21 protein-coding genes are annotated in these 24234 nt (G+C 69.8%); 11 read left to right on the forward strand and 10 right to left on the reverse strand.

Annotation, left to right across the window (positions count from 1 at the left end; all coding sequences use genetic code 11):
• Window positions 1–21: 21 nt before the first annotated feature.
• From ACZ7GJ_RS19250 to ACZ7GJ_RS19265, 4 genes are all read right to left on the reverse strand, one after another.
• Window positions 22–918: a LysR family transcriptional regulator gene (locus tag ACZ7GJ_RS19250; protein ID WP_470753152.1), complete on the reverse strand. Its 897-nt coding sequence runs from the start codon at window positions 916–918 to the stop codon at window positions 22–24.
• Between the two features lie 177 nt (window positions 919–1095).
• Complete coding sequence (locus ACZ7GJ_RS19255; RefSeq protein WP_470753154.1) at window positions 1096–2262, reverse strand: cystathionine gamma-lyase; 1167 nt, start codon at window positions 2260–2262, stop codon at window positions 1096–1098.
• The gene (locus tag ACZ7GJ_RS19260) at window positions 2259–2753 is read right to left on the reverse strand and encodes a low molecular weight protein-tyrosine-phosphatase (protein WP_470753155.1); all 495 of its coding nucleotides are present in this window, start codon (window positions 2751–2753) and stop codon (window positions 2259–2261) included. The genes ACZ7GJ_RS19255 and ACZ7GJ_RS19260 overlap by 4 nt, the downstream gene beginning before the upstream one ends.
• Window positions 2754–2762: 9 nt before the next feature.
• Window positions 2763–3143 (reverse strand): phage holin family protein, encoded by a 381-nt coding sequence (locus tag ACZ7GJ_RS19265; RefSeq protein ID WP_365921809.1) that lies wholly within the window; start codon window positions 3141–3143, stop codon window positions 2763–2765.
• A 90-nt stretch (window positions 3144–3233) separates the two neighbouring features.
• On the opposite strand from ACZ7GJ_RS19265, the gene ACZ7GJ_RS19270 reads away from it, so the two are divergent.
• From ACZ7GJ_RS19270 to ACZ7GJ_RS19285, 4 genes are all read left to right on the forward strand, one after another.
• On the forward strand, window positions 3234–3551 hold the full coding sequence (locus ACZ7GJ_RS19270; RefSeq protein ID WP_470753157.1) for a cupin domain-containing protein: 318 nt from the start codon (window positions 3234–3236) through the stop codon (window positions 3549–3551).
• A 146-nt stretch (window positions 3552–3697) separates the two neighbouring features.
• On the forward strand, window positions 3698–3925 hold the full coding sequence (locus ACZ7GJ_RS19275) for a DUF5326 family protein (protein WP_470753158.1): 228 nt from the start codon (window positions 3698–3700) through the stop codon (window positions 3923–3925).
• A 290-nt stretch (window positions 3926–4215) separates the two neighbouring features.
• Window positions 4216–4953, forward strand: coding sequence for an IclR family transcriptional regulator (locus ACZ7GJ_RS19280; protein WP_470753357.1), 738 nt, complete (start codon window positions 4216–4218; stop codon window positions 4951–4953).
• A 97-nt stretch (window positions 4954–5050) separates the two neighbouring features.
• Window positions 5051–5500 (forward strand): SsgA family sporulation/cell division regulator, encoded by a 450-nt coding sequence (locus tag ACZ7GJ_RS19285; RefSeq protein ID WP_365921803.1) that lies wholly within the window; start codon window positions 5051–5053, stop codon window positions 5498–5500.
• A 140-nt stretch (window positions 5501–5640) separates the two neighbouring features.
• Here the strand turns inward: ACZ7GJ_RS19285 and ACZ7GJ_RS19290 are convergent, their stop codons facing one another.
• Window positions 5641–7056 (reverse strand): YibE/F family protein, encoded by a 1416-nt coding sequence (locus ACZ7GJ_RS19290; protein WP_470753160.1) that lies wholly within the window; start codon window positions 7054–7056, stop codon window positions 5641–5643.
• Between the two features lie 177 nt (window positions 7057–7233).
• Here ACZ7GJ_RS19290 and thiC point away from each other — a divergent pair, with 177 nt between their 5' ends.
• Both thiC and ACZ7GJ_RS19300 read left to right on the forward strand, forming a co-directional pair.
• Window positions 7234–9021 (forward strand): phosphomethylpyrimidine synthase ThiC, encoded by a 1788-nt coding sequence (thiC, locus tag ACZ7GJ_RS19295; RefSeq protein WP_470753161.1) that lies wholly within the window; start codon window positions 7234–7236, stop codon window positions 9019–9021.
• Between the two features lie 199 nt (window positions 9022–9220).
• A complete protein-coding gene (locus ACZ7GJ_RS19300; protein ID WP_470753358.1) occupies window positions 9221–10270 on the forward strand; it encodes an aldo/keto reductase in 1050 nt (349 codons plus the stop codon).
• Here ACZ7GJ_RS19300 and ACZ7GJ_RS19305 read toward each other — a convergent pair.
• Window positions 10267–11427, reverse strand: a complete 1161-nt coding sequence (locus tag ACZ7GJ_RS19305) for a tetratricopeptide repeat protein (protein WP_470753163.1) — start codon at window positions 11425–11427, stop codon at window positions 10267–10269. The two genes, ACZ7GJ_RS19300 and ACZ7GJ_RS19305, sit on opposite strands and share 4 nt — an antisense overlap.
• A gap of 232 nt (window positions 11428–11659) precedes the next feature.
• On the opposite strand from ACZ7GJ_RS19305, the gene ACZ7GJ_RS19310 reads away from it, so the two are divergent.
• Window positions 11660–12487, forward strand: coding sequence for a hypothetical protein (locus ACZ7GJ_RS19310; protein ID WP_470753164.1), 828 nt, complete (start codon window positions 11660–11662; stop codon window positions 12485–12487).
• An 18-nt stretch (window positions 12488–12505) separates the two neighbouring features.
• Here ACZ7GJ_RS19310 and ACZ7GJ_RS19315 read toward each other — a convergent pair whose 3' ends face one another.
• The 3 genes from ACZ7GJ_RS19315 to ACZ7GJ_RS19325 all read right to left on the reverse strand — a co-directional run bounded on the left by ACZ7GJ_RS19315 (window position 12506) and on the right by ACZ7GJ_RS19325 (window position 16009).
• Complete coding sequence (locus ACZ7GJ_RS19315) at window positions 12506–13324, reverse strand: hypothetical protein (protein ID WP_470753167.1); 819 nt, start codon at window positions 13322–13324, stop codon at window positions 12506–12508.
• Between the two features lie 148 nt (window positions 13325–13472).
• Complete coding sequence (locus tag ACZ7GJ_RS19320) at window positions 13473–14678, reverse strand: metallophosphoesterase (RefSeq protein WP_470753359.1); 1206 nt, start codon at window positions 14676–14678, stop codon at window positions 13473–13475.
• A 215-nt stretch (window positions 14679–14893) separates the two neighbouring features.
• Complete coding sequence (locus tag ACZ7GJ_RS19325; protein WP_266627634.1) at window positions 14894–16009, reverse strand: LacI family DNA-binding transcriptional regulator; 1116 nt, start codon at window positions 16007–16009, stop codon at window positions 14894–14896.
• A gap of 361 nt (window positions 16010–16370) precedes the next feature.
• Here ACZ7GJ_RS19325 and hisC point away from each other — a divergent pair, with 361 nt between their 5' ends.
• Window positions 16371–17453: a histidinol-phosphate transaminase gene (gene hisC / locus ACZ7GJ_RS19330; RefSeq protein WP_470753169.1), complete on the forward strand. Its 1083-nt coding sequence runs from the start codon at window positions 16371–16373 to the stop codon at window positions 17451–17453.
• A 57-nt stretch (window positions 17454–17510) separates the two neighbouring features.
• Here hisC and ACZ7GJ_RS19335 read toward each other — a convergent pair whose 3' ends face one another.
• Window positions 17511–17879, reverse strand: a complete 369-nt coding sequence (locus tag ACZ7GJ_RS19335; protein ID WP_470753171.1) for a cyclophilin-like fold protein — start codon at window positions 17877–17879, stop codon at window positions 17511–17513.
• Between the two features lie 191 nt (window positions 17880–18070).
• On the opposite strand from ACZ7GJ_RS19335, the gene ACZ7GJ_RS19340 reads away from it, so the two are divergent.
• From ACZ7GJ_RS19340 to cydD, 3 genes are all read left to right on the forward strand, one after another.
• A complete protein-coding gene (locus ACZ7GJ_RS19340; RefSeq protein WP_470753172.1) occupies window positions 18071–19576 on the forward strand; it encodes a cytochrome ubiquinol oxidase subunit I in 1506 nt (501 codons plus the stop codon).
• 18 nt (window positions 19577–19594) lie between these two features.
• Window positions 19595–20596, forward strand: coding sequence for a cytochrome d ubiquinol oxidase subunit II (cydB, locus tag ACZ7GJ_RS19345; protein ID WP_470753173.1), 1002 nt, complete (start codon window positions 19595–19597; stop codon window positions 20594–20596).
• A 61-nt stretch (window positions 20597–20657) separates the two neighbouring features.
• Entirely contained in the window at window positions 20658–24218 is a 3561-nt protein-coding gene (cydD, locus tag ACZ7GJ_RS19350) for a thiol reductant ABC exporter subunit CydD (RefSeq protein WP_470753174.1), read from the forward strand.
• The last annotated feature ends 16 nt before the right edge of the window (window positions 24219–24234 follow it).

Genomic DNA, 24234 nt, shown 5'->3' on the forward strand with positions numbered 1-24234 from the left:
CGGCGCCCGGAACCCGATGGCTCACCAGTGTGCGCCGGCGCTCAGCAGCCGTTCATGGGCCCGCGCGAGGTGGGCCAGGGCGAGGCTGCCGCTGCGTACGACGAGGAACCAGGTGCGCAGCGGCGGTACCGCGGGCTCCAGGAGGGCGACGACCTGTCCCCGGTCCAGCGCGTCCTGGCACAGGTAGCGGGGCAGCACCGCGAGCCCGGCGCCGGCCCGGACGCACTCCACCACGGCCCGCAGATCGGGGGCGACGACGGTGGCCGCCGCGTCGGGCAGTGCGTCGAAGACGGTGGCCCAGTAGCGGGTGACGAGCGGCAGGCTCTCGTGGACCTCGACGACCGGGATGCCCTCCAGGGCCTCGGGGCCGCTCTTGCCTAGCCGGTCCGGATCGACGAGGGCGGCCCAGTAGGGCGCGGCCACCAGGACGTGCTCCTCGTCGCACAGGGCAGTGGCGTTGAAGAGCGCTCCGCGCGGGCGGGCGGTGGCGACGACGAGGTCGTGGTGCCCGGCGGCGAGCCCTTCGAGGGTCTCCGCCGCGTCGGTCAGCAGGGCGGTGCGCAGGGTGTGGCCCTGGCCGACCAGCGGCGCGAGGGCGGGCAGTACGCGCAGGCTCAGGAACTCGGGAGGTCCTGCGAGATGAAGGGTGCGTGCCGTACCCGCGGCCTCCCGCTCCGACTCGGTGATCCGCAGCAGGGCGTCGAGGTGCGGAGCGGCCTTGTGCGCGAGCTCGTCGCCGACGGCGGTGGGGGTGACACCGCGGGCCCGGCGGTGGAAGAGCGGCCGCCCCAATTGGCGTTCGAGCGTGCGGATCTGCGAGGTGACGGCGGGCTGCGACAGCCCGAGGAGCGCGGCGGCCCGGGTGAACGAGCCGGCCCGGTGCACGGCGACGAAGGTGCGCAGCAGGGCCAGGTCCATGACGGCCCCTCTCGGTGGGGGCCTTCAACTATAAATATGCCGATAGGGTCCTGTCGTTACCGTGATTGGACTCTGACACAGAGTCAACTAGCCTTGTGCAGGTGGTTCTTCGCGCGCGGAACCCGAAGCGGTCCGAGCCACTTGGGGGGAGGCTCGGACCGCCTTTCCACGGCTGTTTCAGGCCCCCGTACCCGCGGAGTCGAGGGCTCGCAGCACATCCTGGACCAGGTCCTCGGTGTCCTCCGCCCCGGCGGAGAAGCGGATGAAGCCCTCGGGAACCGCATCGCCGCCCCACCGCCCGCGCCGCTCGGCGGTGGACCGCACCCCGCCGAAACTCGTGGCGTCCTCGACCAGGTGCAGGGCCGCCATGAAGCGCTCGGCGTGCGCGCGGTCGGGGAGGGTGAAGGAGACCACCGATCCGAACCCCCGCATCTGGCGGGCGGCCGTCTTGTGCGACGGGTCCGCCGGCAGTCCGGGGTAGCGCAGCCCGCTCACGTCGGCGCGGTCGGCGAGTGCTTCGGCGACCGCCAGGGCGTTGGCCCACTGCCGCTGGCTGCGCAGTTGGATGGTGGCCAGGGAGCGGTGGGCGAGCCATGCCTCCATGGGCCCGGGGATGGCTCCGACGATCTTGCGCCAGCGGCGGACGCCCGCCGCGAGCCCGGGGTCGCGGCAGACGACGTATCCGAGCAGTACGTCACCGTGGCCGGTGAGGCCCTTGGTGCCGCTGGCGACGGAGAAGTCGGCGCCGAGTTCGAGTGGCCGCTGGCCGAGCGGGGTGGCGAGCGTGTTGTCGACGGCGACCAGGGTTCCGCCGGCGTGCGCCGCGTCCACGAGGCGGCGTACGTCGCACACGTCGAGCCCGGGGTTGGAAGGGGTCTCGATCCACAGCAGCCGCGCCCCGTCGAGGACCGCGAGCTGCGCGTCCTCGCCGGTGGGGGCGGTGCGCACGTGGATTCCGTACGCCTCCAGCTGCTCGCGCAGCAGCGGCAGTGCCTGGTATCCGTCGGAGGGCAGGACGACGGTGTCTCCGGTGCGCGCCTGCGAGAGGAGTACGGCGGAGACGGCGGCCATGCCGGAGGCGAAGGCGATGGTGTGGACGCCGTCCTGGCCGGGGGCTTCCAGCTCCCCGATGGCCTGTTCCAGCAGGGTCCAGGTGGGGTTGGTGTCGCGCCCGTAGGTGTACGGGCCGTCGACGTCGCCGGGGAGGTGGAAGTGGGCGGCGAAGACCGGGCCGGGCATGGTCGGCTCGTTCTTGACGGGCTCGGGCAGGCCGGCGCGGACGGCGAGGGTGCCGTCGCCGAGCCGGGCCGCGGGTACGGCGCTGGCGCCGTCGTGTTCGCTCATGGGGTGGGTGACTCCTTCACGGCTTCGCGTACGGCGTCCAGCAGGCCGGGGCTCGCCGCCTCGACCAGGGCCAGGCACTCCTCGAACCCGTCGAGGGACCCGTAGTAGGGATCGGGTACGTCGGCCTCCGCGGCCGGGACCGCGGGGTCGTACGACCGCAGCAGGCGGACCTTGGCGGCGTCCTGCGGGGTGGGGGCGAGGGCGCGCAGGTCCCGCAGGTGCCCGGCGTCGAGGGCGATGACGAGGTCGAGGCCGGCGAACCAGGAGGACCGGAACTGCCGGGCCCGGTGGTCCTGCTCGTACCCGGCGGCCTCCAGGACGGCGACGGTGCGCGCATCGGCGCCGTCCCCCTCGTGCCAGCCGCCGGTGCCGGCGCTGTCGACCTCGACCAGGTGGTCGAGTCCGGCCTCGGCGACGCGTGCGCGGAAGACGGACTCGGCCATGGGCGAGCGGCAGATGTTGCCGGTGCAGACGAAGCACACGCGGTACATGCGGGCGCTTCAGTTCTTGTCGGGCAGGACCATGTTCACGGCCCAGGAGACGATGGAGATGATCAGGGCGCCGACGACCGCGGTCCAGAAGTTGTCGACGTGGAAGCTGAGGTCGAACTGCTTGGCCAGCCACGAGGTCAGCATCAGCATCAGCGCGTTCACGACGAGGGTGAACAGACCGAGGGTGAGGATGAACAGCGGCAGGGAGAACAGCTTCACCACGGGCTTGACGATGAAGTTGACCAGGCCGAAGATCAGCGCCACCAGGATCAGGGTGAGCGTCCGGCGGCCCATGCTGCTGCCGTCGTCCAGGGTGATGCCGGCGAGGAGCCAGATGGCGACGGCCAGGGCCGCCGCGTTGGCGAGCGTCTTGACTACGAAATTCGTCATGTGTCTGATCGTTGCAGAGAAGATCCCGGTGGAACATCGGCAGATCTGCTGATGGCGGTCGTACGAGAGAGCACAAGGGGCACAGCGAAGATGAAGGCCTTCCGGCTGGACGAGCTCGAAGCGGAGAGGGCCGTGAACGACGGCGCCTATCTGCAGTTCCTGCGTGAGCGGAACATGTCGGTCGGGCTGTACGCGCTCGATGCGGGGCAGAGTGATCCGCAACAGCCGCACGGACAGGACGAGGTGTATTTCGTCGTGAGCGGCAGGGCCTCGATCACGGTGGGCGTGGAGACCACGACGGTGGCCAACGGCAGCGTGGTCTACGTACCCGCCGGGGTCCCGCACAAGTTCCACCACATCACCGAGAACCTGAAGGTGATGGTGGTCTTCTCCCCGCCGGAGGCGTGAGCGGCGGGAGCGCCGGATGAGGGTTGAGCCCCTGATCCCCCTAGGGGGCGGGTCAGGGGACTGCGGGGGCTTGCGGGCCCCCGCGGGCGTCTGCGGCCTCCTAGCATCGAAAGCAGGAAGTCACGGACGAGGAAGAGGTTGAGGACATGAACGGCATCCGAGAAACATTCGCAGGCATGCCCTGGTGGGTTAAGTGGGTCGCCGTTCCGCTGCTGGTGATTCTCGTCTTCGGCGGTGTGATCACCCACGTCCTGGCGACGCTGATCGGATTCGTCTTCAACGTCCTGCTCTTCGTCGCCCTGGTCGCCGGCCTGGTCTTCCTCGTGAAGAAGTTCAGCGGCAGCGGCTCGAAGTCCTCCTCCGGCGAGTGGTAGAACGGCCCAAGCCGGTCGGTAACGGGATTAACCCAGGTGAGGGAACGTGACACGCCAAACCGCTCACACTGCGGGAATCGGCAGATAGAGTGGCAATCTGTGCCGTTACCTGGGCACCGAAAGCCGGTAATGCCGCCTCGACCCGCGGTTCTGTAGAGCAACTCACCGAGCACGACCCCCAGGAGCCACGGCATACGCGGGGGCGGCCCCCGCAGGGCGGGCCCCCCACGGCCTGCCGCCACGCCTGGGGGTGAGCTTTGTCTTCGGTTCACAATGCCGGTGTGCCGACGCTGATCGGTTCGGTGCAGCGGGCGTTGAGACTGCTCGAAGCGGTGGGCTCCCATAGCGAGGGAGCTCCGGCCAAACAACTGGCGCGCGAGGCAGGGCTCCCGCTTCCCACCGCGTACCACCTGCTGCGCACCCTGACCCACGAGGGCTACCTGCGCCGGGAGAGCGGCGTGTTCGTCCTGGGCGACGCCGCCGGGCGGCTGGCCGGTGGCGGACTCCAGCAGAAACGTCGCAGCATGATCCTCGACTCCCTCGCGCACTTCCGCGACGCGGTCGGGGCCCCCGTCTACTTCGCGGTCTACCGCGAGGGTGAGATCGAGGTCGTGGGCGTCTCGGACACCCCGGCCAACCCGGCCTGCGAAGAGTGGGCCGATTTCCGCGAGACCGGCCACGCGCACGCCATCGGGCAGTGCCTGCTGGGCCAGCTCGACGAGAAGACGCGCAAGGACTACCTGGACCGCCACCCCGTCGAGGCGATCACCCCGTACACCGTGGCCGACCAGCGGGCGCTGGAGCAGCGCATCGCATCCTTCCAGCGGATGCAGCCGGTGACCGAGCGTCAGGAGTACGCGCTGGGCACGGTGTGCGCGGCCATCCCGATTACAGCGGGTGACACTGCCGCGACCATGGCTATTTCTCTCCCACTGCACCAAGAAGACCGCTTGCTCTATGCGGTTGATCGGCTACGGAGTGAAGTAGGCGCGCTGTTGAGCACCCTCTCGTTCTCTATCAGTATCTGAAAACTCACTCCTTGTGATCTGCTGGCGCTTCCACCACTCTTGTCAAGAGGGCCCTGGGGGATCATTCCTGGCCACTTCCACAACAGCGGGGTAGGCAATGCGCGAGTCGGTACAGGCAGAGGTCATGATGAGCTTCCTCGTTTCCGAGGAGCTCTCGTTCCGGATCCCGGTGGAGCTCCGGTACGACGCTCGTGACCCCTACGCAATCCGCCTGACCTTCCACCTTCCCGGAGATGCGCCCGTGACCTGGGCGTTCGGCCGGGAACTACTGCTGGACGGCATCAACAAGCCGTGCGGTGACGGCGACGTACACATCGCCCCCACCGACCCGGAGGAACTGTCCGACGTCCACATCAGGCTCCAGGTCGGGGCCGACCGGGCACTCTTCCGTGCCAGTGCGGCGCCGCTCGTCGCGTTCCTCGACCGCACCGATCGGCTGGTTCCGCTCGGTCAGGAGCGAAACCTGGGCGACTTCGAGGAGAACCTGGACGAGGCGCTCGGCAAGATCCTGGCCGAGTCGCAGCAGAACGAGCAGAACGCGGGCTGACTCAGCCGGCTGATCAGACGCACCACCGGCTCAGCGTGCCGACGCGCTGAGTGCACCGACTTGCCGCTCCCGACGACGGGCTGCGCGCACGGCCCGACCAGCCGTGCACGCCGGTCCGCGCAACGGGCACCACACATCCTTCAGCGCTTGCGACGCCGGCCCCGGCCGCCGCGGGCCGGCCCCGCAGCCGCCCCGGTGGCCGGGGATCCCGGTCGGTCGGCAGAAACCACCAGCGCGGCCAGCGCCGTTGTCACCGGCACCGAGGCCACCAGTCCGATCGAGCCCACGAGGGTTCGTACGATCTCCTCCGCCACCAGTTCACTGTTGGCCACGGAACCCATACTGCTGTTCGCGATCGAGAAGAGCAGCAGCAGTGGCAGCGCGGCGCCCGCGTATGCCAGCACCAGGGTGTTGACCACTGAGGCGATGTGGTCCCGCCCGATCCGGATGCCCGCCCGGTACAGGCCGCGGGGGCCCATCGCCGGGTCGGCCTGATGGAGTTCCCAGACTGCTGACGTCTGGGTGACCGTCACATCGTCGAGCACACCGAGCGACCCGATGATCACGCCTGCGAGCAGCAAACCACTCATGTCGATGTTCGGGTACAGCCCGTGGATCAGCCCCGTGTTGTCCTCGGTGTTGCCGCTGAGGAACGCCCAGCCGATGAACATCGAGCCCAACAGCCCGATCAGCAGCAGTGAGACGAGCGTGCCCAGGACGGCGACCGACGTACGGGCCGTCAGGCCGTGGCACATGTAGAGCGCGATCAGCATGATGGCGCTGGCCCCGACCACCGCAACGACCAGCGGGTTCGAACCCTGCAGGATCGCCGGGAGGATGAAGAGGGTCAGTACGCCGAAGCTGACGACGAGCGCGATGAGCGCGAACAGCCCGCGCATCCGGCCGACCAGGACCACTGCGAGGGCGAAGATCCCGGCGAGCAGCGCCATCGGGAACTTCCGGTTCACGTCGATCACCGAGTACTGGAGGTCCCTGGGGGCGTCCGGCGCGTAGGCGACCACCACGTCCTGACCGTCTTTCAACTGCCGTGGTGCGCCCGGCTGGACGATCTCGATGAAGGTCCGGCCCTTGTCCGGTCCGGTGCCGACCTCGATGGTGGCCTTCTTGCACTCGCCGGTCTGCGCGGCCTGCGCCTCGCGTCCCTCGGGTGTGGAGGTGTCGCCGGTGGCCGGCACCTGGGAGGCGTTGACGGACTTGCAGTCGACCCGCGCCAGCGAGACGACCTTGCCCTGCTGGGTCTGGCGGTCAAAACCCACCCCGGAGCGCTCGTGCGCGGGGGCGCCACCCGGCCAGAGCACCACCATGCCGATGAAGACGGCGGTGGCGAAGGGGATCAGCACGGCCGCGATCACCTTGCGCAGGTGCTTCGAGACGGGAGCCGCCGGGCCGTGGCTGTGGGAGTGTCCGTGTGAGTGCCCGGGGCCCGCATGCGCATGGTCGGTATGACCTGTGTGACCCGTGGGGTCAGTGGGCTCGGCGGGGGGCTGCGGCGAGGACGTCACCCGTAGATCATCGCAACAGATGAGGGGGCCCACTGTTCAGCACGCCACACATGACGCTAGCGTGGGGGCACCTTTGCACAACGCGGGAGCTCGGAGCACCGGGCTGAGAGGGCGCTGATCACCGTACGCGCAGTGAATGCGTACGGGAAGAGGCTGCGTCGACCGCCGAACCTGTTACCGGGTAATGCCGGCGTAGGGAGATCAGGTCTCATGACCATTCAGGACGCACGCACGCCTGCCGTCAGCCAGGACACCGACGGCCAGACCGAGCGCCAGCCCGGCTGGCACAAGGGATACCTGGCGGGCTCCCGCCCGGACATCCGGGTGCCGGTCCGCCAGGTCCACCTCACCAACGGCAAGGACGTGACGCTCTACGACACGTCCGGGCCGTACACCGACCCGCAGATCGAGACCGACGTCCGCCGGGGCCTGCTGCCCCTGCGCGAGAACTGGATCATCGGCCGAGGCGACACCGAGGAGTACGCGGGCCGCCCCGTGCGCCCCGAGGACGACGGCATCAAGCACACCTCGCCCCGCGGTGGCCTCAAGAACCTCGACGCGGTCTTCCCGGGCCGCCCGCGGCAGCCCCGCCGTGGCCGCGGCGGCGTCGCCGTCACGCAGCTCGCGTACGCCCGCCGGGGCGAGATCACCCCGGAGATGGAGTACGTCGCGATCCGCGAGAACGTCTCCCCCGAGGTCGTCCGCGAGGAGATCGCCGCAGGTCGCGCGGTGCTTCCCGCGAACGTGAACCACCCGGAGATCGAGCCGATGATCATCGGCAAGCGCTTCCTGGTGAAGGTCAACGCCAACATCGGCAACTCCGCGGTCACCTCCTCCATCGAGGAGGAGGTCGACAAGATGACCTGGGCGACCAAGTGGGGCGCCGACACGGTCATGGATCTCTCGACCGGCCGCAACATCCACACCACCCGCGAGTGGGTGCTGCGCAACTCGCCCGTGCCGATCGGCACCGTGCCGCTCTACCAGGCGCTGGAGAAGGTCGACGGCCGTGCCGAGGACCTGACCTGGGAGATCTACAAGGACACGGTCATCGAGCAGGCCGAGCAGGGCGTCGACTACATGACGGTCCACGCCGGCGTGCTGCTCCCGTACGTGCCGCTGACCGCCCGCCGCAAGACCGGCATCGTCTCGCGCGGCGGCTCGATCATGGCTGCGTGGTGCCTGGCGCACCACAAGGAGAACTTCCTCTACACGAACTTCGAGGAGCTCTGCGAGATCCTCGCGGCGTACGACGTCACGTACTCGCTGGGTGACGGCCTGCGCCCCGGCTCCATCGCGGACGCCAACGACGCCGCGCAGTTCGCCGAGCTGAAGACGCTGGGCGAGCTCAACACGATCGCCAAGCGCCACAACGTGCAGACGATGATCGAGGGCCCGGGCCACGTCCCGATGCACAAGATCAAGGAGAACATCGACCTCCAGCAGGAGATCTGCGAGGAGGCGCCGTTCTACACGCTCGGCCCGCTGACCACGGATGTGGCGCCGGCTTACGACCACATCACCTCGGGCATCGGCGCCGCGATGATCGCCTGGTGGGGCACCGCGATGCTCTGCTACGTCACGCCCAAGGAGCACCTGGGCCTGCCCAACCGCGACGACGTGAAGACCGGCGTCATCACGTACAAGATCGCTGCGCACGCCGCGGACCTGGCCAAGGGCCACCCGGGCGCCCAGGAGTGGGACGACGCGCTGTCGGACGCGCGGTTCGAGTTCCGCTGGGAGGACCAGTTCAACCTGGCCCTCGACCCGGACACGGCCCGCGAGTTCCACGACGAGACCCTCCCGGCCGAGCCGGCCAAGACCGCGCACTTCTGCTCCATGTGCGGTCCGAAGTTCTGCTCGATGAAGATCTCCCAGGACATCCGCCGCGAGCACGGCGGCGACCTGAAGGCCGACGAGATCCAGGCGGGCATGGCGGAGAAGTCCGCCGAGTTCGCCGCCGCGGGCAACCGGGTCTACCTGCCACTGGCGGACTGACGCCGCACACGGGGGGAGTGCTGCTCCCGCACGGCGCACGCCGCCGTACGGGAGCAGCACCGTGTCCGTGTCCGCCTTACGGGGGCCCGCCGGGCCGGGGGGACCGGCGGGCCCGGCGGTGGGGGACGGGTGACCGGTCGGCCTCGGAAAGCCCTTGCCCTGAAGTGCGCTCCAACTCCTAGAGTGCGGCCGCATGAGCATGCGATACCGAAATCTGGGCGGGACCGGCATCGAGGTCAGTGCGCACTGCCTCGGCACGATGATGTTCGGAGCCGTGGGGAACCCGGACCACGAGGAGTGCGTGCGGATCATCCACGCCGCACTCGATCACGGGATCAACTTCGTGGACACCGCCGACATGTACTCCGGCGGCGAATCCGAGACGATCACCGGGAAGGCCCTCAAGGGGCGGCGCGACGATGTCGTGCTGGCGACCAAGGTGCACTTCCAGATGGGCGAAGGGCGCAACCGGAGCGGCAACTCCAGGCGCTGGATCGTGCGTGCCGTGGACGACAGCCTGAGGCGGCTCGACACCGACTGGATCGACCTCTACCAGGTGCACCGCCCCGACCACACGACCGATGTCGAGGAGACCCTGTCCGTTCTCGGCGATCTCGTATCGGCCGGCAAGATACGGGCCTTCGGATGCTCGACCTTCCCGGCCGAGGAACTGGTCGAGGCACACCACGTTTCCGAACGACGGGCGCTGCCCCGGTTCAGGACCGAGCAGCCGCCGTATTCGATCCTGGCCCGGGGGATCGAGGCCGATGTGCTGCCCGTGGCCCGGCGTTACGGGATGGGCGTCATGACCTGGAGCCCGCTCGCGTCCGGATTCCTGAGCGGAAAGTACCGGCTCGGCGGACCCGTGGACCTCTCCTCGGGGCGGGCGGCGCTGACGCCGGCCCGCTTCGACCCGGCGATTGCGGGCAATGTCGCGAAGCTGGAGGCCGTGGAGCAGCTCGTCGAGCTCGCCGACTCCATCGGCCGCACGCTCCCGGAGCTGGCCGTGGCCTTCCCCGTGGCGCATCCCGCCGTCACCTCGGTGATCATCGGGCTGCGGACCATGGAGCAGTTGGAGGGGCTGATCAAGGGCGCCGACCTGGTGCTGGACGACGATGTGCTCGACCGGATCGACGAGATCGTGGAGCCGGGCCGGAATCTCTACCGCCCGGACGGGGTCTGGCGCCCGCAGGCTCTGACGGATGCCGCACTGAGGAGGCGGGCGCTGGGTGACCGCGCTGCCGGTTAGACCGGCGAGGGCGAGCTTTCCGATGTTTCACGTGAAACAGGGACGGATGTTTCACGTGAAACAGAGCCCGCCGGGCTGCTGTGGGCAAGGGCGAAGCCCCGGTTGGTCTCGGTCTGGCGGCGATAGGACTCGGGCAGCTCGGGCAGGTTCAGCAACTGGTCGCAGGCCCGTAGCGAGGTGGCCATGTCGCCCACCCAGTACGCGGTGATGGAGTGCTCGAAGAGCAGCCCCCACTCGTACACCCAGGGCTGGACGAAGAGCAGGTCCTCCGGTGCCGGACGCCCCAGGACGGACCGGGTGATCGCATGGGCGGTGTGGTGGCGCCCCAACACCCTCAGCCTGGAGGCCAGTTCGTAACAGGCCTCCAGGCGGCTGGGCCGGAACTCCCAGGCGCGCGTGAGGGCGTCCATGGCAGCCGGGAAGTCCCCCGACTCGCCGTTCAGGACGCCGGCTTGGAGGAGGGCGTAGTAGACCTCCTCGCTCCAGCCGCCCATCGTCGCGCGGTGTTCGTACAGCCGGATGGCACCCTCGGTGTCGCCCATGTCCCGCAGGGTCTGCGCGAGATAGAAGACGGTCCGCGCGTTCGAGGGGTCGCGCTGGAACTCGGCGCTGAGCAGGCGGGCGTCGCGTTCGAACTTGTCGTGCCGGGAGCCGCCGTCGGCGTAGTCCTCGATGACGAGCGCATCGAGATTCTCCTGGACTCCCGGGCGCTGGTCGTTCTCGTCCTGGCGGTCGCAGGTGAGGTATTCGTGGGTGACGCCCTCATACCGCCAGGGCCGGTCACCGCGCACCAGCCGTTTGATCCGGTACTCGGTCGGGCCCTCGTGGCGCAGCATGTACGAGTCGGCGGTGAGCGGGGGCAGCGGGCCGGCGCTGCGCAGGACGAGGTCGGCGTCGAGGAGCAGCAGGTAGTCGGCCTTGCCCCGGGCGTGGCTGATGTTGAGGCTGCGGTTGTACCCGAAGTTGGTCCAGGGCTCCTCGTGCAGCTCCCCGGGGATCCCGCGCAGGGCGCTCCGGATCAGCTCTTGGGTGCCGTCGGTGGAACCCGTGTCGGAGATGACCCAGGTGTCGATGAGGTCCCGTACGGAGTTGAGGCACCGCTCGATGACGGCGGACTCGTTCTTCGCGATCATGCACAGGCAAATGGTCGGCTTCACGGCCGCTGACCCTAGGCAGGGGCCGGTACGGGGCGGATGCGGCACGCCGGTGCCTGGACCCGGGTGCCCCGGGGGGAGCAGCCATGTGGCGGTGTGGACTCCGCCGTTCTGCTGACCTATGGGCGAGGCGGTCCGCTTATCGTCCGAGAGTTCTTCAGGATGTCCGCGGAGTCCGGCTTCCTGTCCGGGCTACGGAGAACCATTCGATCCCGGTGTGTGCGAGGAGCGGTAAATGAGTTCTGAAGACAGGTCCCGACTGCTGGGTCCGTTGCCCCGACGGGCCCGCTGGGTGGCCGGAGGTACTTTCGCCTCGGTGGCGCTGGTGCTGGCGAGCATTGCGGCGCCCGCCGTCGCGACTCCGCGGTCGGCGGAGACGGTGGCGGCTCCCGATGCTGGGGACCGTTGCCGGTCGAAGCACGACGACCCGGACAAGAAGGCCAAGGGCGGGAGCTCGCCGAGCAGCGGCAAGTGCGTGGGCCCGACGGGCCCCCGGGGTCCGAAGGGGCACACGGGCCCGACCGGCCCGAGAGGTTCGACCGGACCGACCGGTCCGACCGGCAGCGCGGGCGTCGATGGTCTGACGGGTCCGACGGGCCCGACCGGTGCCGCTGGTATTGACGGTCTGACGGGCCCGACGGGTCCGACGGGCTCGGCCGGCGCTGCCGGCCCGTGCAGTGACATCGACGCGTACAACCCGAGCGGAGCCACGCAGTACAACGCCGTGCTCACCGGCGGCAAGGCCTACGTCGGTGTCCGCAGCAACGTGCCCACCATCACGGCATTCACCTGGTACGACCTGACCAACGGCGGTACGCCGTCGGGCACCTACCCGACCACCGCCTGCGCCATTTCTATCGGTGCACAGGCCAACCTGATCTCGATCGAGGTCCTGACCCCCACCAACCTGGTGTACGAGACCACCTGCAACCCGAGCGTGGTCGCGGGTAACCCGATCCTCACCTGTACCAAGACGTGGTCCCAGGTCAACCCGGTCAGCACGGCCACCCTCCGCGGGAAGTTCCGCCACACGCTCGACGCCGAGGCGCTCAACCAGCATTGAGCCGACAGGGACCAGCACTCACTCCGGGGCGTGCTCCGGGCCGCCGAAGTCCGGGCTGGTGAAGTCCGGTGACGAATAACCGGGACGGGGCCCCTGCTTCGGGGGCCCGGGACTGCTGAAGTCGGGCCGGGTGTATCCCAGGTTGGGGATGCGCCCGGCCCCCGGCGTACGGGGGATCGGGTACGCGGCCCCCGAGCTCGGATCGGCCAGAGCATCCCGCAGAAACGGAATGATGCCGCGCTCCAGCAGCGCGTTGCGCCAGGCCTCCCGGGCCCGCGAGACCTCGTCGGGCACCATCTCGGCCTCCTCCGCCACCACCTCGGTGGAGCTGTTGCGGACGGCCGTCAGGAGCAGCCCGATCACCGCGAACAGCAGCGCGGCCACGGTGAGCCCGCCGAAGAGCCAACCAGCCGTCAGCATGGTGTCGGCGAAGGCGGGTTCGGGCTCGATCATCTTCAGGATGTAGCCGACCAGCAGGAAGATCAGCATGGCCGTGCCCGCCAGGACGGGTGCGAGGACCGCGACCACGGCGCTGATGCCCGCGCCCTCGCCGGTGCCCTGACCGGCGTCCTCGTGGCCCGTCATGGTCGGCGTGGACAGGAGCTCGTCGCGCCGCTCTCCGCGCACCTTCACGTAGTGGTCGTACTCGGCGGCGGCGGCCGCCGCCAGCAGGTCGCTGGCGTCCATGGCCATGGTGCGCAGTTGTTCGGCGTTCAGCCGTTCGCCGAGGGTGGCGAGCTCGGGCCGTTCGCTCGGCGTACGCAGCGCCTCGTCGAGGAGCCGATCGAACTCCGGCCGGTCTTCGGTCAGCAGGTGCGGAGCGCTGGTCATGTGCATCCCCCGATGCTCCGTACAAGCCGGTTTGCCCGCGTAGACCCGGGCACCGGCACAAACGGAGGAGAGCCTGCTACGGATAGAGCGATGGTAGAGCGCACCCGCCACACGTTGACAGGGGCTTTCCGGAAATACCCCGCTCGGGGAACCCTCAGTCGTTCAGCGGGAGTTGTACGACGAGCAGTTTGCCGGCCATGGTCACTCCCCCGTCCATGGCGATGGCCAGGCCCTCCGCGTACACGTGCGGGCCGTCCACGGCCTCGGGACCGCGGGACTCGTCGCCGTCCTCCGTACCGACCTCGCCCAGCAGGTACGGGATGGGGCTGTGGCCGTGTACGACGCGGCTGCCGCCGTAGGTGCCGAGCAGTTCGCGTACGGCCTGCGGCCCGGTTCCCTCGTCGCGGAACGCGAACCGCTTCGTGAACTTGCGGAAGAGGTCCCAGGTGATGTCGGCGTCGTTGCGGTTGAGGAGCTCGTGGATGGTGTCGTTGACGTCCTCGATGGAGTCGCCGTAGTCGAGGTACGCGGTGGTGTCGGAGTGGAGGAGCAGGTGGTCCTCCTCCAGGACGGCCGCGTCCAGCCGTGACATCCACTGGAGGTGGACGTCCTGCAGGCGCTCCATGTCGGTGCGCTGGCCGCCGTTGAGGAGCCAGGCGGCCTGGAAGGTGGCGGTGCCGGCGCCCGAGTTGACGGGAGTGTCGCCGAACCGCTTGGCGCCGATGAGCAGGAGTTCGTGGTTGCCCATGAGGGCCTTGCAGTAGCCGCCCGCGGCGGCGGCCTCGGCGGACAGCCGCATGACCAGGTCGATGACGCCGATGCCGTCGGGGCCCCGGTCGGTGAAGTCGCCGAGGAACCAGAGACGGGCGTTGCCGGCGGACCAGCGCTGCTCGGTGTCGATGAGGCCTTGGGCGTGCAGTTCGGTGACGAGCTCGTCCAGGTAGCCGTGGACGTCGCCGACGACGTAGAGCGGGCCGGGGCCCGCGGTGGAGCGCTCCTGGGGGACGTACTGGACCTGGACGGTGTCTCCGGGGCCGCCGCGGCCGATGACCGGGAGGTCGCGGTGCGTCGGGGTGTAGCCCTCGGGGTCGCTCACCTCGGGCGTCTCGCTCATGGCGAGCACGGGTACGCGTACGGGCGCAGCCGCGGCCGCGGCCTCGTATCCGGACTGAGCGGGCACGGTCGGCACGCCCTCGCCGTAGTACGCGGGGTACTCGCCGTACACGGGGGCCTCGCCGGAAAGTCCGGCGGTTACGGCGTACGGGGCGGGTTCGGTGACCGGAACCCGGAAGTCCCGCAGCGTCTCCGTCCGCATCGCGGGTCCCTGACCGGCCCCCTGAGTCATCGACCCCTCCACCACCGTCGCGCTGCCGTACACCTGCGGACCCTTCTCACCTCGAGGGAGGAGGGTCCGTGATGTCGTGCGCCCATCATAGGAATGCGGCTCGCGCTCTGTGACGCACCAGGGGTGGTGAATCCTGTGCGGAGCCGATCGTTCCTACCAGTTTCTACCGATATAGGTGTTGCTGAATCCATGGCCGGGCCGCCGACCAAGCCGACCGGACGGTCTGGCGGTCAGTCCTTGGCCGGAGAACGGGGTGGGCTGACGGTCGTACGGGGCTGCCTGCGCTGCGACGAAGTACGGATGATCAGTTCGGTCGGGACGACTTGTTCGACGGGGCGTCCGGTGTCCACTCCCTCGATGGCGTCGATGAGCAGTTGTACGACGGCGGTGCCGATGCGGCGCGGTTTGAGGGAGAGGGTCGTGATGGGCGGTTCGGTGTTGGCGTACACGGTGGATTCGCTGCAGCACACGAGCAGCAGGTCCTCGGGGACGCGCAGGCCGTAGCGCCGGGCGGCGGCGAGCAGGTCGGTGCCGTTGGGGTCGAAGAGCCCGTAGACGGCGTCGGGGCGGTCGGGGCGGGCGAGCAGCCGGTCGGCGGCCACGGCGCCCGCGCACGGGTCGTGGGCGGGGTAGGACTCGTAGACGGGGTCCTGGCCCACGCGCTCGCACCAGCTGAGGTAGGCGGTGGTGGAGAGCCGGGTGTAGGTGTCGGTGGTGGTTCCGGTCAGCAGCCCGATCCGGCGGGCGCCGGCGGCGGCGAGGTGGTCGAGCAGGTTGAGTACGGCGGCCTCGTGGTCGTTGTCGACCCAGGCGGTGACGGGGAGGGAGCCGGCCGGGCGGCCGTCGGAGACCACGGGCAGGCCTTGGCGGACCAGTTCGGTGACGACCGGATCGTGGTCGGAGGGGTCGATGACGACGGTGCCGTCGAGGGCCACGTTGGACCAGACGTCGTGTCGGGAGGTGGCTGGGAGGATGACCAGGGCGTAGCCGCGGGCGAGCGCGGCGGAGGTGGCGGCCCGGGCCATCTCGGCGAAGTAGGCGAATTCGGTGAAGGTGAAAGGTTCATCCCCGTACGTCGTCACGGTCAGGCCGATGAGGCCCGACTTGCCGGTACGGAGCGTGCGGGCTGCGGCGGAAGGGCGGTAGCCCAGCCGATCGGCGACCTCGCGAACGTGGCGGCGGGTGGCGTCCGGCAGCCGCCCCTTGCCATTGAGCGCGTCGGAGACGGTCGTGATCGAGACGCCCGCCGCAGCGGCCACGTCCCTGATGCCGGCCCGGCCCTGTCGGCCGGCGGCCCGCCGGGTGGTCTCGGTCCGGCTCACCTGATGCTTCCCTGCTGCTGTCATGGCGAGCCGATAGTAGGGCTCGGGGGGCTGCGTGGTCCGGATGCATATGCAGCCGTTGACAGGCACGTTTCTGCACGGTTCGCCACCCCCAATGACCTTGGAAATGAAGGCTTTTAGTTGCAGGGGGTGAGCAGTGGGCTTGTCGTCGGGTCCGGGCATGCCAAAGCGGTACGGTCTCGGGCCGGTCTCAACTCACCTGCACGAGGGACGCGCGCCACGGCGCAGGCCACCGGCGTGCGCATATATGCGTGCGCTCCCCCGCATTCCTGGCGCTCCCATTCTCGGGAGGGCGGAATCCTCATAAGGTGAGGAGTATTGAGTCGACGGCGACGTCGTACGGGATGGTCGAGGAGGACCTGTAGTGAGCGAGAAGAGCCCGAAGCTGCGCGCCGCACTGGACGGCATCCCTACGTACAAGCCGGGCAAGCCCGCGGCCGCGGGCGGGGCCGTCGCGTACAAGCTGTCCTCGAACGAGAACCCGTACCCGCCGCTCCCGGGGGTGCTGGAGAGCGCGGTCGCCGCCGCCGGGAACTTCAACCGCTACCCCGACATGGCGTGCTCGGGCCTGGTGGCGGAGCTCGCCGACCGGTTCGGAGTACCGGTCGAGCACATCGCCACCGGCACCGGCTCGGTGGGCGTGGCCCAGTCGTTGATCCAGTCGACGGCGGGCCCGGGCGACGAGGTCATGTACGCCTGGCGGTCCTTTGAGGCTTACCCGATCATCACGCAGATCTCCGGCGCGACGCCCGTGGAGGTCCCGCTGACCGCCGGGGACGTGCACGACCTGGACGCCATGGCCGACGCGATCACGGACCGGACGCGGCTGATCTTCGTCTGCAACCCCAACAACCCCACCGGCACCGTCGTACGCCGGGCCGAGCTGGAGCGGTTCCTGGACCGGGTGCCCTCGGACGTGCTGGTGGTGCTGGACGAGGCGTACCGCGAGTTCATCCGTGACACCGAGGTGCCGGACGGCATCGAGCTTTACCGCACCCGCCCGAACGTCGCCGTGCTGCGTACGTTCTCCAAGGCGTACGGGCTGGCCGGCCTGCGAGTCGGCTTCGCGGTGGCGCACGAGCCGGTGGCCGCGGCGCTGCGCAAGACGGCGGTGCCCTTCGGCGTCAGCCAGCTCGCCCAGGACGCGGCGGTCGCCTCGCTGCGCGCCGAGGACGAGCTGATGGGCCGGGTCGGGGCGCTGGTCGGGGAGCGCGAGCGGGTGCACACGACGCTGCTGGCCCAGGGCTGGACCGTGGTCCCGGAGACGCAGGCGAACTTCGTGTGGATGCGGCTGGGGGAGCGGACCGCGGAGTTCGCTCAGGCCTGCGAGAAGGCCGGTGTGGTGGTCCGGCCCTTCGCGGGCGAGGGCCTGCGGGTCACGATCGGTGAGGCCGAGGCGAACGACATCTTCCTGCACACGGCAGGGGCGTTCTTCAAGGAGCTGTAGCACCGCTCCGGTGCGAGGGTGCCGACGGCGTGGACGGGCGTGGCGTGACCGGTGCGGTTACGCCAGTTCCACGCGGACGGGGTCGCCGTCGCGAACGGTGGCGAGCAGGCGGGGGTCGCCGTCGAACGAGCCGAGGACGTTGCACGGGCTCGCCAGGCGGCTCTCGCCACCCCGCGAGATGGGCGTCGGGCCGTAGGGCAGCGCGAGTGCGTCGCCCTCGGTCCAGAACGCGACGGTGCCCGGATCGACGACCTGCCGGGCGCCGGGCTCCAGTGCCACGGAGATGCCCGTGTCGAAGTAGACCTCCTCGCCCCAGGTATTGGCGGAGGCCGAGATCGGAAGCGCGTCGGCCAGGGCCTTGGCGGTCGGAGTCTCGTCGAGGGTCGCGGTGAGCTGGCCCGAGGGCCAGGAGATTCGTATCTGCATGCGCCAAATTCAACAATCTGTTGAAGATATTGGCTAGGGGGACCCCCACCTGAAAGTCGCGGACAGCGGTACGACATAATGCTTGTGAATGTGAACGCGTTCACAAGCGTGTCCTGCTTCCTCCAGGATTGAGTGGGACACAACAGGCAAACTGCCGCAGTGACCACGGCGAACCGAAGGAGACCGACGACGTGGACGTAGCGTTGGCGCCAGAGACATTGGCGCGATGGCAGTTCGGCATTACCACCGTCTACCACTTCCTCTTCGTCCCTCTGACGATCTCGCTCGCCGCGCTGACCGCCGGCCTGCAGACCGCGTGGGTGCGCACCGAGAAGGAGAAGTACCTCAGGGCGACGAAGTTCTGGGGCAAGCTCTTCTTGATCAATATCGCGATGGGCGTCGTCACCGGCATCGTCCAGGAGTTCCAGTTCGGCATGAACTGGTCCGACTACTCGCGCTTCGTCGGTGACATCTTCGGAGCCCCGCTGGCTTTCGAGGCGCTCATCGCCTTCTTCTTCGAGTCGACGTTCATCGGGCTGTGGATCTTCGGCTGGGACAAGCTGCCGAAGAAGATCCACCTGGCCTGCATCTGGATGGTCTCGATGGGCACCATCCTCTCCGCGTACTTCATCCTCGCGGCCAATTCCTGGATGCAGCACCCGGTCGGCTACCGGATCAACGAGGAGCGTGGCAGGGCCGAGCTCACCGACTTCTGGCTGGTGCTCACCCAGAACACCGCACTGACCCAGTTCTTCCACACCATGACGGCGGCCTTCCTGGTCGGCGGCGCGTTCATGGTCGGCATCGCCGCCTACCACCTGGCCCGCAAGAAGCACATCCCCGTGATGCGTACCTCGCTGCGGCTCGGCCTGGTCACCCTGATCATCGCCGGCCTCGGCACCGCCATCAGCGGTGACCTGCTCGGCAAGGTCATGTTCAAGCAGCAGCCGATGAAGATGGCCGCCGCGGAGGCGCTCTGGGACGGCCAGGCACCGGCACCCTTCTCGATCTTCGCGTACGGCGATGTCGACAAGGGCCACAACAAGGTCGCGATAGAGGTCCCGGGACTGCTGTCCTTCCTGGCCAACGACGACTTCACCTCGTTCGTCCCGGGCATCAACGACGTGAACAAGGCCGAGCAGGAGAAGTTCGGGCCGGGCGACTACCGGCCCAACATCGCCGTCGCCTACTGGGGCTTCCGCTGGATGATCGGCTTCGGCATGGCCTCCCTCGGCATCGGAATGCTGGGGCTGTGGCTGACCCGCAAGAAGTTCATGCTGCCGCCGGGGCTGCGCACCGGGGAGGGCGAGGTCCCGCACCTGGTCCTCTTCAAGAAGGCGCTGAACCCCAGGTTCACCAACCTGTACTGGGTCGTCGCGCTCTGGACCATGGGCTTCCCGCTGATCGCCAACTCCTGGGGCTGGATCTTCACCGAGATGGGCCGCCAGCCCTGGGTGGTCTACGGAGTCCTGCGCACCAGGGACGCGGTCTCGCCGGGCGTCTCCCAGGGTGAGGTGCTCACCTCGATGATCGGCTTCACGCTCCTCTACGCCGTGCTCGCGGTCATCGAGGTCAGGCTGATCGTGAAGTACGTCAAGGCCGGCCCGCCCGAGCTCACCGAGGCCGACCTCAACCCGCCCACCAAGATCGGTGGAGACGACAAGAACCCCGACCGGCCGATGGCCTTCTCGTACTGAGGCTGAGGAGACCACACCATGCAACTCCACGACGTCTGGTTCGTACTCATCGCCGTCCTGTGGATCGGCTACTTCTTCCTGGAAGGCTTCGACTTCGGAGTCGGCGTACTGACCAAGCTGCTCGCCCGGGACCGCAAGGAGAAGCGGGTCCTGATCAACACGATCGGACCTGTCTGGGACGGCAACGAGGTCTGGCTGCTCACCGCGGGCGGCGCGACGTTCGCCGCCTTCCCCGACTGGTACGCCACCCTCTTCTCAGGGTTCTACCTGCCGCTGCTGATCATCCTGATCTGCCTCATCATCCGTGGCGTCGCCTTCGAGTACCGCCACAAGCGGCCCGAGGACAAGTGGCAGACCAACTGGGAACACGCGATCTTCTGGACTTCGCTGATCCCCGCGTTCCTGTGGGGCGTGGCCTTCGCCAACATCGTGCGCGGCGTGAAGATCGACGAGCACAAGGAGTACGTCGGCACCTTCCTCGACCTGCTCAACGGCTACTCGATCCTCGGCGGTCTGGTCACCCTCACCCTGTTCACCTTCCACGGCGCGGTCTTCACCTCGCTCAAGACGGTCGGTGACATCCGGGACCGCTCGCGCCAACTGGCCACCCGGCTGGGTGCGGTCACCGCGGTGCTGGCACTCGTGTTCCTGATCTGGACCCAGGTTTCGCGCGGTGACGGCGGGAGCCTGATCGCGATGATCGTCGCCGTGCTGGCGCTCGTCGGGGCACTGGGCTTCAACCTGGCGGGCCGCGAGGGCTGGTCATTCGCACTGTCAGGGATCACCATCGCGGCTGCCGTCGCGATGCTGTTCCTGACGCTCTTCCCGAACGTCATGCTCTCCTCGCTGGATGATGCCTGGAGCCTCACGGTCACCAATGCCTCTTCCAGCCCGTACACCCTGAAGATCATGACCTGGCTCGCGGGAGTGGCCACGCCGCTCGTCCTGCTCTACCAGGGCTGGACCTACTGGGTGTTCCGCAAGCGGATCGGGACGCAGCACATCGCCGATACGCACTGACGCCCGCTGACGGCTCGGCCGCCGCCCCTCCTGCCTGACCCTGCCTTGGGGGATGTTTCACGTGAAACCGATCGACCCGCGCCTGCTCCGGTACGCCCGCTCCACCCGCCTCTTCCTGGGGGCGGTGGTAGCGCTGGGCCTTGCCGGGGCGGGGCTGGTCGTCGGTCAGGCGGTACTCATCGCCCAGATCGTGGTGGGCGCCTTCGAGGAGGGCCTGGACGGGGCGGCGCTGCGGACACCGCTGCTGCTGCTCGCGGCGGTGGCGCTGGGGCGCGGCCTGGTGGCCTGGCTCACGGAGCTGGCCGCGCACCGGGCCAGCGCGGCGGTCAAGTCGGAGCTGCGGGGCCGGCTGCTGGAGCGGGCCGCCGATCTGGGGCCCGGCTGGCTGGGCGGCCGGCGGACCGGATCCCTGGTGGCGCTCGCCACCCGGGGCGTGGACGCGCTCGACGACTACTTCTCGCGCTACCTGCCCCAGTTGGGGCTCGCGGTGGTCGTACCGGTCGCGGTCCTGGCCCGGATCGTCACCGAGGACTGGGTCTCGGCGGCCATCATCGTGGTCACGCTGCCGCTGATCCCCCTGTTCATGGCGCTGATCGGAATGGCCACCCAGTCCCGGATGGACCGCCAGTGGCGGTTGCTGTCCCGGCTGTCGGGACACTTCCTGGACGTGGTTGCCGGACTGCCGACGCTCAAGGTGTTCGGGCGCGCCAAGGCGCAGGCGGAGTCGATCCGGAAGATCACCGACGACTACCGGCGGGCGACGATGCGGACGCTGCGCATCGCGTTCCTGTCGTCGTTCGCCCTGGAACTGCTGGCCACCCTGTCGGTGGCGCTGGTGGCCGTCACCATCGGCATGCGGCTCGTCCACGGGGAACTGGACCTGTACACCGGCCTCGTCATCCTGATCCTGGCTCCCGAGGCGTACCTGCCGCTGCGGCAGGTGGGCGCGCAGTACCACGCGGCGGCGGAGGGGCTGTCCGCCGCCGAGGAGATCTTCGAGGTCCTGGAGACCCCGGTCTCCCAGGCGCGGGGCACGGCCGCCGTACCGGCCACCGGGGCGGGGCTGCGGATCGAGCTGGACGGGGTCGCCGTCCTCTACCCGGGCCGCGGCGAGGATTCGCCCGGTCCGGTCTCGCTCGTCGTCGAACCGGGCGAGTGCGTCGCCCTCACCGGGCCGAGCGGGGCGGGCAAGTCCACGCTGCTCCAGGTGCTGCTCGGGTTCGTCACGCCGACCGCGGGCGGTGTGCGGGTCGGCGGTGTGGACCTGGCCGAGCTGTCCCCGGAGCAGTGGCGCGAGCGGATCGCCTGGGTCCCGCAGCGGCCGCACCTGTTCGCGGGCACGATCGCCGAGAACGTACGGCTGGCGCAGCCGGGCGCGTCCACGGAGGCGGTCGCCGCGGCCCTGCGGGACGCCGGGGCCTGGGAGTTCGTGGCCGCGCTGCCGCGGGGCGCCGACACGCTGCTGGGTGAGGGCGGGGTCGGCCTGTCCGCCGGGCAGCGCCAGCGCCTCGCGCTGGCGCGGGCCTTCCTCGCGGACCGCCCGGTGCTTCTGCTGGACGAGCCGACGGCCGCACTGGACGGGGAGACCGAAGCCGCGGTGGTGGAGGCGGTACGCCGACTCGCCGTCGGGCGGACCGTCCTGCTGGTCGTGCACCGGCCCGCGCTGCTGGCCGTCGCGGACCGGGTGGTCGCGGTGGGGGCCGGTCCCGCGGGGCAGGCGCCCGTACCGGATCCGCAGCACCAGCCCGTAGCGGGCGCGCCCCGGTCCCCCGGATCGGCGACGACCCCGGTGAGGGATCCCGGGCAGTGGATCCTCGGGGCCGCGCCCGAGAAGGCGCAGAGGGCCGCGGGGAAGGACTCGGGCGGAGCCGACCCGCTCAGCCGGGTCAGGGCCGTGGCCAGGGCCTGGCAGGGGCGGTTCAGGCTGGGACTGCTGCTCGGGGCGCTCGCCGTGGGGTGCAGCGTCGGGCTGATGGCCGTCTCCGGATGGCTGATCTCGCGGGCCTCGGAGCAGCCGCCGGTGCTCTACCTGATGGTGGCCGTCACCGCGACGCGGGCGTTCGGTATGGGCCGGGCGGTCTTCCGGTACGCGGAACGGCTCGTGTCGCACGACGCGGTACTGCGCATGCTCGCCGACCTGAGGGTCTCCGTGTACCGGCAGTTGGAGCGGATCGCCCCCGCCGGGCTGCGCGAGCAGCGGCGCGGTGACCTGCTGGCCCGCCTGGTGTCCGATGCGGACGCCCTGCAGGACTACTGGCTGCGCTGGCTGCTCCCGGTCGGCACCGCGGTGCTCGTCGGGACCGGATCCGTCGCCTTCACCGCCTGGCTGCTCCCCGAGGCCGGGGCCGCGCTCGCCCTGGGACTGCTCATCGCCGGTGTCGCGGTGCCGCTCGTCAGCGGGGCCTGCGCCCGGCGGGCGGAGCGGCGCCTCGCTCCCGCCCGGGGCGAGCTCGCCACCCGGGTGGCCGATCTGCTCACCGGGACCGCCGAGCTGACCGTCGCCGGCGCACTCGGCGGGCGCAAGGACGCCGCGCGGCAGAGCGACCGTACGCTGACCTCGATCGCCGCCCGCGGGGCCGCCGCCACCGGACTCGGGAGCGGGCTGACCGCCCTGGTGTGCGGGCTCACCGTGGTGGCCGCGGCCGCCGTCGCCGCCGACGCGGTGCACGACGGGCGGCTGTCCGGGGTGGCCATGGCTGTCGCCGTACTGACCCCGCTCGCCGCCTTCGAGGCGGTCACCGGACTTCCGCTGGCCGTCCAGTACCGCCAGCGGGTGCGCCGCAGTGCCGAGCGGGTCTACGAGGTCATCGACGCACCGGTGCCGGTCGCCGAACCCGAGCAGGTGTGCGAGGCGCCGGCTTCGCCCTTCCCGCTGAGGCTGACCGGGCTCATCACCCGCCACCACGGCCAGGAGCGCGACGCGCTGCACGGGCTGGACCTGACCCTGGAGGCCGGCCGCCGCATCGCGGTCGTCGGCCCCTCGGGTGCGGGCAAGACCACGCTGGCCCAGGTCCTGCTGAGGTTCCTGGACCCGCACGAGGGCTCGTACACCCTCGGTGGAATCGACGCGCGCACGCTCGACGGCGACGCGGTACGCCGGTTCGTGGGGCTGTGCGCCCAGGACGCGCACATCTTCGACAGCTCGGTACGGGAGAACCTGCGGCTGGCCCGCACCGGGGCGAGCGAGGCCCAGCTGCGCGAGGCGCTCGCGGCCGCCCGGCTGCTGGACTGGGCCGACGGTCTCCCGGACGGCCTGGACACCCTGGTCGGCGAGCACGGCGAGCGGATCTCGGGTGGCCAGCGCCAGCGACTGGCCCTGGCGCGGGCGCTGCTCGCGGACTTCCCCGTACTCGTCCTGGACGAGCCGGCCGAGCACCTGGACCTGGCGACCGCGGACGCCCTGACGGCGGATCTGCTGGCCGCCACCGAGGGCCGGACCACCGTGCTGATCACCCACCGGCTCGCCGGCCTGGAGGCAGTCGACGAGGTGCTCGTGCTGGACGGCGGACACGTCGTGCAGCGCGGCCCGTACGCGGAACTGGCGGCCGTCGAGGGGCCGCTGCGGCGGCTGCTGGAGCGCGAGAGGGAGGCCGACGGCGCCCTGGCCGACTTTCCTCAATAAATGGGACTAACTAGTC

The organism is Streptomyces sp. NPDC037242 (assembly GCF_055604165.1).